13 protein-coding genes and 1 pseudogene are annotated in these 14,120 nt (G+C 66.9%); 3 read left to right on the plus strand and 11 right to left on the minus strand.

What is annotated here, in order from left to right; genetic code table 11:
• Positions 1-4 precede the first annotated feature (4 nt).
• From gdhB to QQ977_RS05035, 4 genes are all read right to left on the minus strand, one after another.
• On the minus strand, positions 5-1,279 hold the full coding sequence (gene gdhB / locus QQ977_RS05020) for a glutamate dehydrogenase GdhB (protein WP_285927917.1): 1,275 nt from the start codon (positions 1,277-1,279) through the stop codon (positions 5-7).
• 176 nt (positions 1,280-1,455) lie between these two features.
• Complete coding sequence (locus tag QQ977_RS05025) at positions 1,456-1,602, minus strand: DUF1328 family protein (RefSeq protein WP_285927918.1); 147 nt, start codon at positions 1,600-1,602, stop codon at positions 1,456-1,458.
• A gap of 108 nt (positions 1,603-1,710) precedes the next feature.
• On the minus strand, positions 1,711-2,010 hold the full coding sequence (locus tag QQ977_RS05030) for a DUF5658 family protein (protein WP_430540856.1): 300 nt from the start codon (positions 2,008-2,010) through the stop codon (positions 1,711-1,713).
• A 200-nt stretch (positions 2,011-2,210) separates the two neighbouring features.
• Positions 2,211-3,482: an NAD(P)/FAD-dependent oxidoreductase gene (locus tag QQ977_RS05035; RefSeq protein WP_285927922.1), complete on the minus strand. Its 1,272-nt coding sequence runs from the start codon at positions 3,480-3,482 to the stop codon at positions 2,211-2,213.
• 103 nt (positions 3,483-3,585) lie between these two features.
• Between QQ977_RS05035 and QQ977_RS05040 the strand changes: the two genes are divergently transcribed.
• Positions 3,586-4,779: a threonine synthase gene (locus QQ977_RS05040; protein WP_285927923.1), complete on the plus strand. Its 1,194-nt coding sequence runs from the start codon at positions 3,586-3,588 to the stop codon at positions 4,777-4,779.
• A 23-nt stretch (positions 4,780-4,802) separates the two neighbouring features.
• Here the strand turns inward: QQ977_RS05040 and QQ977_RS05045 are convergent, their stop codons facing one another.
• The gene (locus tag QQ977_RS05045; RefSeq protein ID WP_285927924.1) at positions 4,803-5,558 is read right to left on the minus strand and encodes a twin-arginine translocation signal domain-containing protein; all 756 of its coding nucleotides are present in this window, start codon (positions 5,556-5,558) and stop codon (positions 4,803-4,805) included.
• A 417-nt stretch (positions 5,559-5,975) separates the two neighbouring features.
• On the opposite strand from QQ977_RS05045, the gene QQ977_RS05050 reads away from it, so the two are divergent.
• On the plus strand, positions 5,976-7,874 hold the full coding sequence (locus QQ977_RS05050; protein WP_285927925.1) for a sugar-transfer associated ATP-grasp domain-containing protein: 1,899 nt from the start codon (positions 5,976-5,978) through the stop codon (positions 7,872-7,874).
• Positions 7,871-8,107, plus strand: coding sequence for a hypothetical protein (locus tag QQ977_RS05055; RefSeq protein WP_285927927.1), 237 nt, complete (start codon positions 7,871-7,873; stop codon positions 8,105-8,107). The genes QQ977_RS05050 and QQ977_RS05055 overlap by 4 nt, the downstream gene beginning before the upstream one ends.
• A gap of 24 nt (positions 8,108-8,131) precedes the next feature.
• Here QQ977_RS05055 and QQ977_RS05060 read toward each other — a convergent pair whose 3' ends face one another.
• From QQ977_RS05060 to dapA, 6 genes and pseudogenes are all read right to left on the minus strand, one after another.
• The gene (locus QQ977_RS05060; protein WP_285927928.1) at positions 8,132-9,238 is read right to left on the minus strand and encodes a M20 family metallopeptidase; all 1,107 of its coding nucleotides are present in this window, start codon (positions 9,236-9,238) and stop codon (positions 8,132-8,134) included.
• The gene (dapF, locus tag QQ977_RS05065; RefSeq protein WP_285928747.1) at positions 9,235-10,059 is read right to left on the minus strand and encodes a diaminopimelate epimerase; all 825 of its coding nucleotides are present in this window, start codon (positions 10,057-10,059) and stop codon (positions 9,235-9,237) included. Before dapF ends, QQ977_RS05060 begins: the two co-directional genes overlap by 4 nt.
• Positions 10,060-10,086: 27 nt before the next feature.
• Positions 10,087-11,397 (minus strand): annotated as a pseudogene (lysA, locus tag QQ977_RS05070) (diaminopimelate decarboxylase); the annotation flags it as partial.
• 11 nt (positions 11,398-11,408) lie between these two features.
• Positions 11,409-12,242: a 2,3,4,5-tetrahydropyridine-2,6-dicarboxylate N-succinyltransferase gene (locus QQ977_RS05075; protein WP_285927930.1), complete on the minus strand. Its 834-nt coding sequence runs from the start codon at positions 12,240-12,242 to the stop codon at positions 11,409-11,411.
• A complete protein-coding gene (gene dapB, locus QQ977_RS05080; RefSeq protein WP_285927931.1) occupies positions 12,239-13,006 on the minus strand; it encodes a 4-hydroxy-tetrahydrodipicolinate reductase in 768 nt (255 codons plus the stop codon). Before dapB ends, QQ977_RS05075 begins: the two co-directional genes overlap by 4 nt.
• Positions 13,003-13,926, minus strand: coding sequence for a 4-hydroxy-tetrahydrodipicolinate synthase (gene dapA / locus QQ977_RS05085; protein WP_285927932.1), 924 nt, complete (start codon positions 13,924-13,926; stop codon positions 13,003-13,005). The genes dapB and dapA overlap by 4 nt, the downstream gene beginning before the upstream one ends.
• Between the last annotated feature and the right edge of the window lie 194 nt (positions 13,927-14,120).

The raw sequence follows: 14,120 nt of genomic DNA on the forward strand, positions 1-14,120 counted from the left end.
GGGTCTACGGCCAGAGACCGCGCATATCGTGGGCTTCGCCGACCCGTCGCAACGCGACGATGTACGCGGCGTCACGCCAGGTAACGTCGCGATTCTCGTACTCCGTTTGCATCGCCGCCCAGGCGTTGAGCATCTCGTTTTCGAGTTCCTCGTTGACCCGCGATAGGGTCCACGTGCGGCGGCTGATGTCCTGGAGCCACTCGAAGTACGAAACGGTGACGCCGCCGGCGTTCGCCAGGATGTCCGGGATCACGGGGATCTCGCGATCCTCGAAGATCCGGTCGGCCGTCGAGGTCGCTGGCCCGTTCGCGCCCTCGACGATGAGATCGGCCTGGATCTCGTGGGCATTCTCGCCCGTCAGGACGTTGCCGACCGCGGCCGGGATGAGGACGTCGACGTCCAGCGTGAGCAGTTCCTCGTTGGTCAGCGACTCCGGAGCGTCGTACCCCGAAACCATCCCGGGCCGTTCGTCGTGGTCCTCGACGTCGTTGGTGTCGAGCCCGGCGGGATCGTAGATCGCACCGTCGACGTCCGAGACGGCGACGACGTCCGCGCCGAGGTCCTCGAGGTAGCGGGCCGCGTTCGCGCCGACGCTACCGAATCCCTGGACGGCGACGGTCGTCTCGGTCACGTCGCGATCGTCGTACTCGAGTGCCTTCCGGGTGACGATGCCGACGCTTCGACCGGGGGCTTCCTCGCGACCGTACGAACCGCCGATGACCGGCGGCTTGCCGGTGACGATCCCGGGCGTGGTCTCGCCTTCCTGCATCGAGTAGGCGTCCATGAACCACGCCATCGTCTGTGGATCGGTCCCCATATCCGGCGCGGGAATGTCTTTCATCGGTCCGATCACCGGCCGGAGCTCCTGGGCCAGCCGTCGGGTGAGTCGTTCTTTCTCGTCTGTGCTCAGGTCCTTGGGATCGACGACGACGCCACCCTTGCCGCCGCCGAAGGGGATGTCCATCAGCGCACACTTCCAGGTCATCCACATCGCGAGCCCGATACACTCCTGTTCGGTGACGCCTGGATGATAGCGCATCCCGCCTTTGTAGGGTCCCCGGACGTCGTCGTGGTGAGCCCGGTAAGCGGTGTACACCTCCGTCGAGCCGTCGTCGCGCTCGAGCGGAACCGTGGTCCGGTAGACGGACGTCGCACGACGGAGTCGCTCGAGCGTGCTCTCGGTCACGTCGAGGTGAGCGGCCGCCCGCTCGAGCTGGCGGCGGGCGGTCTCGACGGCGGTCTCTTCTTCCGGTTCGTGAGCTGGGTCAGTAGAAGCCATGATCGGTCGGCTGTCTCCGGCGTGGAGTCACTGTCGGCGCGACTGGCTGTCGCCGCCGGCGCATTCGGTCAAATTTGACCGCCGAGATTCTTAGTCCTTGTCACCAATCTCAGGTACGTGCAATATTTGCACCACCGACTGACAGCGTGTCGGACGGCAGCCGTCGGTGCGACGCACTAGAGGAGCAACGACAGCGCCGCGAGCACCAGGAAGATCAACACGAGCCACTTCGCGATGCTCATGCTGATACCGGCGACGCCTGTCGCACCGACGGCAGCGGCGATGATCGCGATGACGAAGAACGCGAGCGCGAGTTCTAACATGCTCGGTGATATCGCCGTCGGACCGATAGGACCTCGCCTTGAATACGCCACCCATCGCGACGCCTCGACGACACGTGACGGTCGCGGTGAATCGGAGCCGGAACCGGTTCAAACCACCGTCGAGATCAGAGTCATATTGACGACGACGGCGACGAGCCACGGCAGGGCGAGCCCCGCTGGCACGATTGGCCGGTACGCGGGCTCGAGCAGCGACCGACAGGCGAGTCCGACGCCGACCGCTCCCGCTTTCAACGCGAGCATTCCGGCCAGCCCCCAGCCGTCGATCGCGGCTCGAGCGATCGGATTCGACTCGGCGAGCCCGAGGTGGAGTCCGACGAACGTCGTCACCACGTCGCCGACGAGCGAGATGGCGACCAGCAGCCAGAGATACCACTCGAGGTCAGTCATCCCGTCGAACCCGTCGTCGAGCCGTCGGACCCAGTTCGCGTCGTCGACGCTCATAGCCTCCCGGCCGGGATCGAACCGGCCCATACCCCAGCGGTGGGAGCGCGGCGGTCTCGCTATAGGCCGGGATATCGGATCGGCTATCATTGTTATGTCAACCGTAGACGCCGAGGATCGATCTTAGGGCGTCGTTATTACTGGCTTCACCGGTCCTCGAGGACGGCTCGTGCCGCCAGGCGGCCGCTTTCTATTGCGCCCTGGATCGACGACCACCGCGTGTAGTCGCCGGCGAGGTACACCGGGCCGGCGGGATCGCGGACGTCGGGCAGGTCGTCGTGAACCCCGGGCGGCTGGGCGAACTGGGCGAAGGGTACCCGCTCGGTGTGGACGAGTTCGATCCGGTCGAACAGCCGTTCGGGATACCACGACGCGAGCGCCTCGGCCGTCAGCTCGGCCAGCTCACGGTCGCTTTCCGCGCGGTCGCCGAGGAAGGTCGCGCTCACGAGCGTCGCGTCCTCGGGCGCGTACTCCGGGGCGACCTCGCTGTGTGGAACGATCTGGTTCGGTCCCGCCTCCCCGGCGTTCAACAGCAGCCGCCCGTCGGTCCCGAGGTCGGTTCCCTCGGACAGCGCGTAGTACTGGGTCACGCAGGCACGCGCCTCGGTCGGAACGGACTCGAGGCCGGTCAGCTCCGCGGCCGTCGGCGGATCGGTAGCGACGACGACCGCATCGGCCGTCCGCTTCTCGCCGGCTACGGTGACAGTCGCCGTCTGACCGTTCGCCGACACCGACGTCACCGTGGCGTCGGTCTCGATCGTCGCGCCGGCCTCGCGGGCGCGTCTCGAGAGCTGTCGCGGGATTGCGGCCATCCCCTCTGCGGGGACGCCGACCTCGCCCGTGGCGAGTGCCCGAAACGTGTACTCGAAGACGCGCTTGGAGGTCGACAGCGACCGATCGAGCGTGATTCCTCCGTAAAAGGGTGCGACGAAGTTCTCGCGGAACTGTTTGGAGAACCCCTGCTCGCGGAGGTACGTTTCGATCGAGGTGTCCGGTCCGTCGAAGATCGACGACGGATCCGACGCCGTCAACCGCCGACGGAGTCGGAGCACGCGCAGCTTGTCGCCGATCGTGAGATCGGGGTTGAAAAGCGTCGCCGGGAGCGCGGTCGGCTCGCGAAGCGGATCCGACAGCGTCGATCGGTGCCCCGGGCGGGCGATGCAGGCCCCCGGCGAGAACGTCCGGAGGTCGAGGGCCTCGAGGTCGAGCTCTCGTCTGACGGCCGGGTAGGCGGTAAACAACACCTGAAAGCCCCGGTCGAACTGGTAGCCGTCGCGTTCGACGGTCCTGACGCGGCCACCGATCTCATCGCGGCGTTCGAACACCGCCACCGTCGCCCCGCCGGCCGCGAGGTGGCGGGCGGCGACGAGCCCGGCGAGTCCCCCGCCGGCGACGATTACGTCCAGTTCCGACGTCATGTCAATACGTTCGAACGCGACACATAAAGACGTAGAGCCAATCCAGGTCGGGCCGAACTGAACGGATAGACAGGGATTTGGCCGCGGGACCGAAACCACCGGTATGGAGACGAACGAGACGCTCCTCGACCTCGAGTGCATCGACTGCGGGGAGACCGTCGACGCCGAGACGGCGGCCGCTCGCTGTCCGGAATGCGGAGGGATTCTCGACCCGGTCTACGACTACGACGCGATCGACCTCGATCGCGAGACGCTCGCGTCCCGACCGCGTGACTCGATGTGGCGCTACGAGGAGTTGCTCCCGTTCGCCCGCGAGCGGGCGGTGACGACGAACGAGGGGGCAACGCCGCTTGTCGACTGTGGGGGCCTCGCGGCCGAACTCGGCGTCGAGCGCGTACTCTTCAAAGACGAGGGTCGAAACCCGACGGGATCGATCAGAGACCGCGAGGCTGCCGTCGCCGTCACCGCAGCCGCCGAGGCCGGCGTCGACGACGTCGCACTCCCCGCCGCGGGCGACGCCGGCCAGGCCGTCACAGCCTACGCCGGACGGGCCGACCTCGAGGCACACGTCTATCTCCCCTCGCGTGCGAGTCACACGACGAAGTCGATGGTGAACGTCCACGGTGGAGAGATGACCGTCGTCGGCGGGCGGTTTCCCGACGCCGCCGGGGCCTACGAGGAGGCGCTGGCCGAACACGACGGCTGGGAGCCGCTTTCGGCGTTCGATACCCCCTACCGCCACGAGGGAGCGAAGACGATCCTGTTCGAACTGCTCGAGGACCTCGAGTGGACGACGCCGGACGCAGTCGTCGTCCCGGCCGGCGACGGCGTAGCGCTCGCCGGACTGTACAAGGCCGGCACCGAACTGCTCGAACTCGGACTGATCGACGAAATTCCCCCACTGTACGCCGCCCAGGCGGAAGGCTGTGCCCCGATCGTCGAGGCGTTCGACGTGGACGCGGAGGCCCACGAGCCGATCGACCACCCCGACACCATCTGTGGCGAGATCGAGATCCCCGATCCCGCCGGCGGTGCACTCGTCCTCGAGGCACTCCGTGCGACCGACGGCGGTGCGGTCGCGACCGACGACGACGCGATTCTCGAGGCGGGTATCGCCGTCGCGAAAGGCGAGGGCCTCGAGATGGCTCCCTCGGCCGCGGCGGCGGCAAGCGGGACGTGGGAACTCGGCGAACGCGGGACGTTCGACGGCGACGAGACGGTCGTCGTCCTCAACACCGGCGCGGGTAACAAAGAGAGCGACGTGTTACGCAGTCACCTGATGGGCAAGGGGATCTGAGACGTCCGAAGAACCGACGACGCTTAGTTTCCAGGTCCGACGCCGACGTCCGCCCACGGGACGTCGCCTTCCTCGAGGATGGTTTCGGGCTCTAACGCGTCGGCGTTGAACGCCGCGGCGAGTGCGGGCTCCGGTGGACGCTCCTCGCCCTCGTAGTCGGGATCTGCGGGCTCGGTTGCGGGACCGCCTCTCTCCTCACCGACGACGATCCGCATCCCCATGCCGAGGAACTCGTGTGGCGGACAGTACAGGTCCCAGACCCCCGGCTCGTCGAACGCACACAGCCAGTACGTGCCGGTGTCCATCATCGGCGAGGAGACGGGCTCTGCGTCGTCGGGTGCGCGGTGGGTTCGACCGAAGGCCCTGTGAAACGCCGCGACGGCGTGATCCGGCGTGTGGAAATCGAACCGGATCACGTCGCCGGGTTCGATCGCCAGCCCCGCGGGCTCGAAGAAAAACTCCGGTGGCCGATCCTCGTCTTCGTCGGGGTAGTCCATGAGAAGCTCGACGGTGTGGTCGTTCTCGACGGGCTGTTCGTCGTCCATCGAGACCGACGGGTAGCCGTAGCGAGGATGGAGATCGCCGGTATCACCGTTGCCGTTGCCCCCCTCGTCGTCATCGTCTTCCCCACCGTCGTTGCCGTTTCCACCGTTTTCCCCGTCGTCGGCTGGTTCCTCGGGGTCGTCGTCGCTTCCGAGACACCCCGCCGTCAACACTCCAGCCCCCACGATACCGCTGTACTGGAGGAATTGCCTTCGACTGTCAGAATTTTCTGACATTATATCCACACGATCATTTCGAAACCGGTTACAAAAGCGTGTCGGTTCAGCTATCGAACGCAGTGGACGTCGGAACTCGGCGAACGCGGGACGTTCGACGGCAACGAGGCAGTCGTGATCGTCACCACCGCCGCGGGAAACGACGGGAGCGACGTGTCATGCAGTCACCTGATAGCGGATCCCGAGTTCGCTCCCTCGCAGGTTGAAATCGCGTAGCGGAGCTTTGGCCGGTTTGGCTGATCGCTCCCGTGCTTGTGCCATCTCTTATCCCTGAATTTTACTCCGTACAACAGACTTATCTCACCGATAGAAATACCCCTACCGGTCGATGAGCCGGTAATGGCCTCACAAAACAGAACGGTCGAACCATCGACAGGTGTGTCAGGCCGCCTTCGTTCCGTCGCTTCTACAGTTGGCGTGTACGCGCCACTGATCGGATTGCTCATGACGATCGTCGCCCTCGGTGTGGTGTTCAGAACACAACTCGATTTCACACAGCAGCCACTCGAGTCCTATCGCATCTTTTTCGAGTTGCTCATCGCCGGACTCATCGTCGCGCTGATTCGAAGCAAGGTCGGTCTCGTCACGTATGGGATGTTCGGACCGATCATCATCTCGTTTATCCTGATCGAGAGTGGCATCTTCTGGGGACTCGTCCTGTTCACGAACGTGTTCCTTGTGGCGCTGGGGACGTACCTGATTTTCGAGCCGTTCCGACTCGGAACTGCCCACCGGATCGGTGGACTCGTCATGGTCGTCTCGATAGCCATTACGTCGTTTCACGTCATGAGTGACATCGGCGTGCTTCCGGAACGGGTCGACGCACTGCAGGTGTTCTTCCCGGCGATCGTCACCGCGTGGTACGCAGACCGCTTCGCTCGCGAACTCTCCGAACGCGGCTGGCGGGCACCTGCGGTCCGGTTCTCGTGGACGGTCGTCGCCATCGTCTTCGCCGCTTTCATCATCGGGAACGAGGCCCTCATCACCTGGTTCATGCAGACGCCGGAGACGTGGGCGCTCGTGCTGGCGGCGAACGTCTACCTCGGAACCCGATCGAACATGCGGATCAAGGAGTATCTACGGTTTTCGAACGTCTACAGCGGGTCACGGCTGGCTGCTGTGAGCAGCACGATCCGTGCAGGGATCCACAACATCGGGGCAGGTATCCGGACCCTGTTCGGCGGAAATGCCTCCCGCGTCGAACCGTCGACGGTGATGTCGATGAGCCGCCGAAATCGACTCATCAAGGAGTACAACCCATCACACCTCTTTCCGGAACTCGACAAGGCGTCGATGAAACGCGCGTTTCACGGCACTGGCGTGCCGACGCCGGAAACGTACGCACTCGTCGACTCGCCGAACGACCTCGAGACGGCAGCTGCGATCTTCGACTCGCGAGACGAGTTCGTCATCAAACCGGACAGCGGGTACGGAGGCGAAGGGATCATCGTCGTCACTGGTCGAACCGAAGACGGGTACTTCGAGACGTCGAAGGGAATCAAAACCCACGACCAACTGCTCGGTCACGTACGATCGATCGTCGAGGGACAGTACGAACCGATGGGACTCGAGGGCGTTGCGGTGATCGAGGGGCTAATTCACCCCGACGAGCACTTGCTCTCGATCGCCGGCCAGGGCGTCCCCGACGTTCGGGTGATCGTCTTCAAGGGATTCCCGATCATGGCGATGACCCGACTTCCGACCGAGGAATCGGACGGGGCTGCTAACCTCCACATGGGGGCGGTCGGCGTCGGTCTCGACATCGCAAATGGGGACGCCCTGGGCGGATACCAGAGTACGAACAAGTGGTTCGACGAGCATCCCGACACCGGCGTCGACCTCGAATCGTTCACCATCCCCAACTGGGAGGAGGTGCTCTCGACGGCGGTCAAAGCCGCCGAAGTCTCCCGGCTCGGCTACACCGGCGTCGACATCGTGATCGACGAAGACGAGGGGCCGATGGTCCTCGAGATCAACGCACGACCCGGTCTCGGGATCCAGAACTCGACGTTCGACGGCCTCCTCGAACGGACGGCGTTCATCGAGGCACTCCCCGACTCGTTCGATCTGAAATCCCCCGACGAAAAGATCACACTCGCCAGGCGGTGGGACAGCGCCGACTGGATCGACGAAGCCCTCGAGTTGTCAAAGCAGGTAGCGACGCCACAGTGGGAGACGGGAGACGGTGCCGACGATATCGGTACCGGTGTCGAACTCTCGATGCGGAACGATGCCGGTAGTGCAACCGACGGCGGTGTCGAGGACAACGATCCAACCGCCACCGATGGCGTTCGGCCGGAGGTGAACGACCGATGAATCGCCGGACCTACGGCGCGGTCGTGATGCTCGCACTCCTGTTACCGGGTGTGTGGCTTTCGAACGGCTACGTGGTGACGGTATCCGTCCCCGACGAGCTGCCGATCGCTGTAGCCGGTCCGATCGATATCGACGCCCCCGTGCTGTTGTTCGCCGGCATTCCCACGCTGTTCATCGTCTTGATGGCCATCGAGGCGACCGGCCACGTTCGCGAACGGAAGCCACCCAGCTAGACGTTCGCGCTCGAGTCGCGGTCACTAGAGCCGCGACAGCGTCGTCTCGAGCGCGTCGGCTGCGGCCTCGACGTCGGCGACTCGCACGTACTCTCGTGGCGCGTGTGCGACCGCACCCTCGTCGTCGGCCAGCACGCCAGGGCCGAAGACGACCGTGGGCGCGTCGGAAGCGAAGTACGACGCTTCGGTGGCAGCGGTGAACGGACGTATCTCGCCGCCGGAAGCGTCGGCGAGGGTCGTCGCGACCCGATCTTCGGGGTCGGTCTCCCAGGCCTCGAGAAACGGCGTCGGCCGGTCGGTAAAGGTAAAGTCGACGTCGACGCCGGACGCCGCGGGAACGGCCTCCCGCAGATGCGAGCGCAACGCCTCGCGGAACTCCGCGGCGCTCTCGGGCGGGACGCTCCGGCGGTCGATTGTCAGCCGACAGCTCGCAGGCACCTGGTTGGTCGCCTCGCCGCCCTCGACGACGGTCGGGGTGAGCGTCGCTTCCCCGAGCTGTGGGTGGTCGGGTGGGGCTTCGGCGCGGTCGGAAAACGTTTCGAGCGCCCCGAGGACGGACTCGAGGGCGGCGACCGCGTTGGTCCCGCTGTCGGGTTCGGCGGCGTGGGCGCTCGCGCCCGAGAGCTCGATCGTCCCCTGGAACCGCCCCTTCGCGGCGGTACAGACGTCGAGGTCGGTCGGCTCGCCGACGATTACGGCGTCGGCGTCGTGAACTGGCGAGTCGGGATCGGAGACGAGGTCGTACGCGCCGGTCGAGAGCACCTCCTCGTCGGGCGTGATCGCGAGCGTCAGCCGACCGTCGCCGGGGTCGACCGCGAGGAAGGCCGAGAGCAATGCGGCGAGTGGCCCCTTCGCGTCACAGGAGCCACGGCCGCGAATGACGCCCCCATCGCGTTCGAAGGGGACGTGTGGCGAGACGGTGTCGATGTGGGTGTTGAGCAGGACGTGTGTCCCGTCGCCGTCGCCACGCGTCGCGAGCACGTTGCCCGCGTCGTCGACCTCGGGTTCACACTCCTGTTCCTCGAGCGTCTCGACGAGAAACGACCGCATCTCGGTGACGTCCTCGTTCGAGGAGTACTGGACGGCTCGCTCGAGGAAGGCGATCGGATCGAATGCGTCGACGCGGGTCACTGTTCGGCGACGCCGACGGCGACCTCGCCGTCGAACTCGCGTTCGACCGGGCCGGCGAGCAAGACGTCGCCGTCGTCGAAGGTGACCTCGAGGTCGCCACCCGGCGGGGCCACCTCGATCACGTCGGCGTCGGTGTGCCCGAGCCGTCTCGCGACCGCCGCGATGGCGACCGCGCCGGTGCCACAGGCGTCGGTCTCGCCCTCGACGCCACGTTCGTAGGAGCGCTGGCGGAAGCCGCCGTCGCCGTCGGGGCTTGCGATCGTCACGTTCGTGCCCCGCGGGAAGCGGTCGGCGTGGCGGATCGGCGGCGCGACCGACTCGAGGTCGACCGCGTCGACGTCGTCGACGAACGCGACGGCGTGGGGGACCCCGGTGTTGACCATGGTGATCTCGAGACCCTCGAGCTCCGCTTCGATCACGGGTTCGTCGGCCGCGACCGGGATCGCGTCGGGCTCGAACGTCGGGTCGCCCATCTCGACGGCGACGCCGCCGTCGGTACGTTCCGCACGCAGCGTGCCCGCCTGGGTGTCGATCATCACGCTCTCGCGGCCGGTCTCGCGCATGGCCCACTCGGCGACACAGCGTGCGCCGTTGCCACACATCGGGGCCGGGCGGCCGTCGGGCTGGACCAGCGTCATCACGACCCGCGGCGGATCGAAGGCGGGCTCGAGTGCCAGAAAGAGGATGCCGTCCGCGCCGACGCCGTCCTCGCGGTCGCACTCGCGTTTCGCGAGCTCGCCGCGGTCGGGGACGAACTCCTCGGCGTCGATGATCAGAAAGTCGTTTCCAGTCCCGTGGTACTTCTCGAAAGCTACGTGCATTCTCCTGAGGGGGGCCGTTGTGGGAGCCTGGTCGTCCGCCGTCTTATCCCCCGCGATTTCCCGCGCGGCCCGTTCGGGTCGGGTGACGTCTGCGACGGTCTCGCGACGGCGGGCGAGACGGGCGACGCCCGCTTCGAGGACGACCGAGGCCGGCCGCGGCCGGGAGTTGTAGTGACTGCCCATCTCGTAGCCGTACGCGCCCGCGTTCCCGATCGCGAGGACGTCCCCGCGTCGGCTCGCCGGCATGGGACGATCCTCACAGAAGACGTCCGAACTCTCACAGATCGGTCCCGTGATCGTCTGGGCGACCGTCTCGCGGTCGTCGACGTCGGGCGCGAGGTTTCGGATCGGGTGGTAGGCGTCGTACATCGCCGGTCGAAGCAGCGTCGTCATGCCCGCGTCGACCCCGACCACGGTCGTTTCCGGGGCCTCCTTGACCGTATTGACTCGGGTCAACAGGACGCCGGCGTCGGCGACGAGGTAGCGGCCGGGCTCGATCACGAGTTCGGCGTCGACCTCGCCCAGGGCCTCCCGGGTCGCTTCAGCGACGGCCTCGAGGTCGAGTGGCTTCGCCTCGGCGCGGTAGGGGACGCCGAAGCCGCCGCCGACGTCGACGAACTCGAGGCTGCCGACAGCGCGTTCGACCTCGCGGGTAAGCTCGCCCATCCGTTCGACGAACGCGCGGTGGTCCTCGAGCGCGTCCGCGGAGACGCCCGAGCCAACGTGGGCGTGGAGCCCGACGACGTCGAAGCCGCTCGCGCTCGCGTCGGCGAGGACAGAGACGGCCCGTTCGGCCGGGACGCCGAACGTTGCGTCCGAGCCCGTCCGGACCTTCTCGTGGTGGCCCGCGCCGATACCCGGATTCACGCGGAGCGCCAGCCGTCCGTCGTAGCCCAGGTCGGCGAGGCGGTCGATCGTGTCTTCGGCTCCCGCGACGATCGTCAGCTCCGGGTACTCCGTGGCGGCCTCGACGGCGTACTCGAGGTCGCGTTCGGGCGGGCTGACAGCGGTGTAGTGGACCTGCGAGCCGTCGGCCCCCGCATCGAGCGCGCGCTCGAGTTCGCCCGCGGAGGCGCACTCGATGCCGCCGCCTTCCTCGAGGACGACGTCGAGGACGTCCCGGAGGGCGTTGGCTTTCGCCGCGTACAGCACCTCCTCGTCGGCGAACGCGCTCGCGAGTCGCCGATAGTTTGCCCGGACGCGCTCGAGATCGAGGACGTAAAGCGGTGTCTCGTAGCTCGCCGCGAGGCTTCGGAGCCTGCCGGCGTGCCACTCTCCGAGCCGACGGACCGGTGGATCCGCGACTGTCCCGGGCTCGGTCGCGAACGATGCCCCCATCCCGTCGTTTCTCACTCCCTGAGCACCTCCTCGCGCTCGGTCGACTCGAGGGTGCGGTCCTCAAGGTCGGTGGCGACGACGGCGGGTTTGTACGCGCCGCCCTCGAAGAGGTCGTGGTCGCCGACCGAGGACTCGACGAAGCGGGTGAACGCACGCCGTTCGGGCGGCAGTTCGCCGTAGAGGACCTCCTCCTCGACGAGGTCGTACACCGGGATCCGTGGCGTGAGCAGGGTGTTCTCGCCGACGACGCTGTCCGCGCCGACGACGAAGCCCGAGGTGACCCGACAGCCCGCACCGAGCGAGACGCCGTCCTCGACCACGACCGGGGCGCTCTCGACCGGCTCGAGCACGCCGCCGATCAGCGTGTTCGCGCCGAGTTTGACGTCCTCGCCGATCTGGGCACAGGAGCCGACGGTGTCACAGGAGTCGACGAGCGTGCCGTCGCCGACGTAGGCGCCGATGTTGACGAAGCTCGGGCTCATCATGATGCAATCCTCCCCGAGGTACGCGCCACGACGGATCGTCGTGCCGTCGGGGGTGTTCCGGGTGCCCCGCTCGCCCAAGTCGGCGGTCTCCCGCAGCGGCAGGACGTCGTAGTGGTCGACGCCGCCGTACTCGAACGCCCGGTTCTCCCGGAGGCCGAAGTTGAGCAGGATGCCGCGTTTGACCCACTCGTTGGCTTCCCACGAACCGTTGTGCTTCTCGGCTGCGCGGATCTCGCCGGCCTCGAGCGCCTCGAGGAACGCCTCGAGGGTGGCCAGGTCGTCCTCGTCGGCGGTGGCCGCGTCGACCTCGTCGTTCTCGTATCGCTGCTGTAGGTCCGTAATCTCGCGTTCCAGGCTCATTCGTCGATCACGTTCGCGAAGTCGTACCAGTCCGCCTTCCGTCCTACGATCCATTCGGCGGCGTCGACCGCCCCGGCGGCGAAGACCCCGCGGTCCTCCGCCCGGTGGGTCAGTCGCAGCTCCTCGTGGTCGTCCGCGAGGACGATCTCGTGTTCGCCCCGGATCCCGCCGGCCCGGAGCACGTGGACGCCGATCTCGCCCTCCTCGCGGGGCTGTTCGCCCTCGCGGCCGTACGTGCGGCCGGCGAACTCGCCGTTGTCCTCGATCTCGGCGAGCAGCCGGTTCGCCGTCCCGCTCGGGGCGTCTCGCTTCCCGTTGTGGTGGGTCTCGACGAGTTCGACGTCGTAGCCCGGCAGGTTCCGAACGGCCTGGCCGACGACGTTGAGAAGTGCCTGGACGCCACGGGCGAAGTTCGGCGCGTGCATGACCGGAATCCGCTCGCTCGTCTCCCGGAGTCGCTCGCGTTCGCCGTCGTCGAAGCCGGTCGTACCCGTGACGAACGCAACGTCGGCCTCGGCGCAGGTCTCGGCGTACGCGAGCGCCGACTCCGGTCCGGTGAAGTCGATCACGACGTCCGGCTCGCGGTCGGCGACCAGCCGGTCGAACTCGGCTGCCGGCTCGACCTCGACGCCGTCGATCGGCTCCGCGACCGGGCTCCGGTTGACCGCGAGGGCGGGCTCGCAGTCTTCGCGTGCGGCCAGGACGGCGAGGACCTCACGACCCATCCGGCCGGCCGCGCCGGTGACGCCGATCCGGACGGTCATTCACCACCCTCCGCGTCGGCGACCGCGACGGGTTCGGACTCGAGATCGGCGAGGATCGCCTCGAGTTCCTCTCGGTGGTCCTCGGCGAGTCGGGACAGCGGCGAACGAAGTCGGGCTGGGCCGTACCCGCGGATTTCCATGGCTTCCTTGACCGGAATCGGGTTGGTCTCGACGAACAGCTGGCGCATCAGTGGGCCGAGCTCGTGGTGGAGCTTGCGGGCGCGGTCGTAGTCGCCTTCGAGTGCCGCACCGACCATCGCACAGGTCCGTTCGGGCTCGACGTTCGCGACGACGCTGATCGTCCCTGCCCCGCCCATCGAAAGCAACGGCAGCGTCACCGCGTCGTCGCCCGAGAGGACGGAAAAGTCTTCTTCGACCGTGCGTTCGACGATCTCACCGATCGCCCACATGTCTCCTTCGGCGGCCTTGTAGCCTGCAACGTTGGGGTGTTCTGCGAGGGAAACGACGGTGTCGGGCTCGATCGTCTGGCCCGTTCGGGAGGGAACGTTGTAGACGATCTGGGGCAGGTCGACGGCGTCGGCGATCGTCCGGTAGTGCTCGAGCAGGCCGCGTTGTTCGGGCTTGTTGTAGTACGGCGAGATCAGGAGGAGGCCGTCGGCGCCGGCGTCGGCGGCGCGTTCTGAGAGTTCGAGTGCCTCGCGGGTGTTGTTCGACCCGGAACCTGCGATGACGGGAACGTCCTCGACGGCCTCGATGACGGCCTCGACGACCTGGACGTGTTCGTCGTGGGTCAGCGTCGCCGACTCGCCCGTCGAGCCGACGGGGACGAGCCCGTCGACGCCCGCGGCCTCGAGCCGTTGAGCGTCGGCCTGCAGCGTTTCGAAGTCGATACGTTCGTCGTCGCCAAACGGCGTACACATCGCCGGGAAGACGCCGGTGAAGTCGATGTCGTGTGTCATAGCTGGTGTGGTCGTGATCGGAGTCGCGATCGTGATCGGTCGCGGTCGCAGTCGGTTACAGGCGGTGCGATCCGGAACGCGCCCGAGACGAGGTCGCTACGCTCGCCTCGAGCACTCTTCACGCACGTTTTTTAAAAGGAACGGCGTTCGCTCCGCTACGGGAAACCTCGGCCGTGACGAACGCGGAGCGAATC

The organism is Natrialbaceae archaeon AArc-T1-2 (genome assembly GCF_030273315.1).
In the GTDB taxonomy this organism is placed as follows: Archaea; Halobacteriota; Halobacteria; order Halobacteriales; family Natrialbaceae; genus Tc-Br11-E2g1.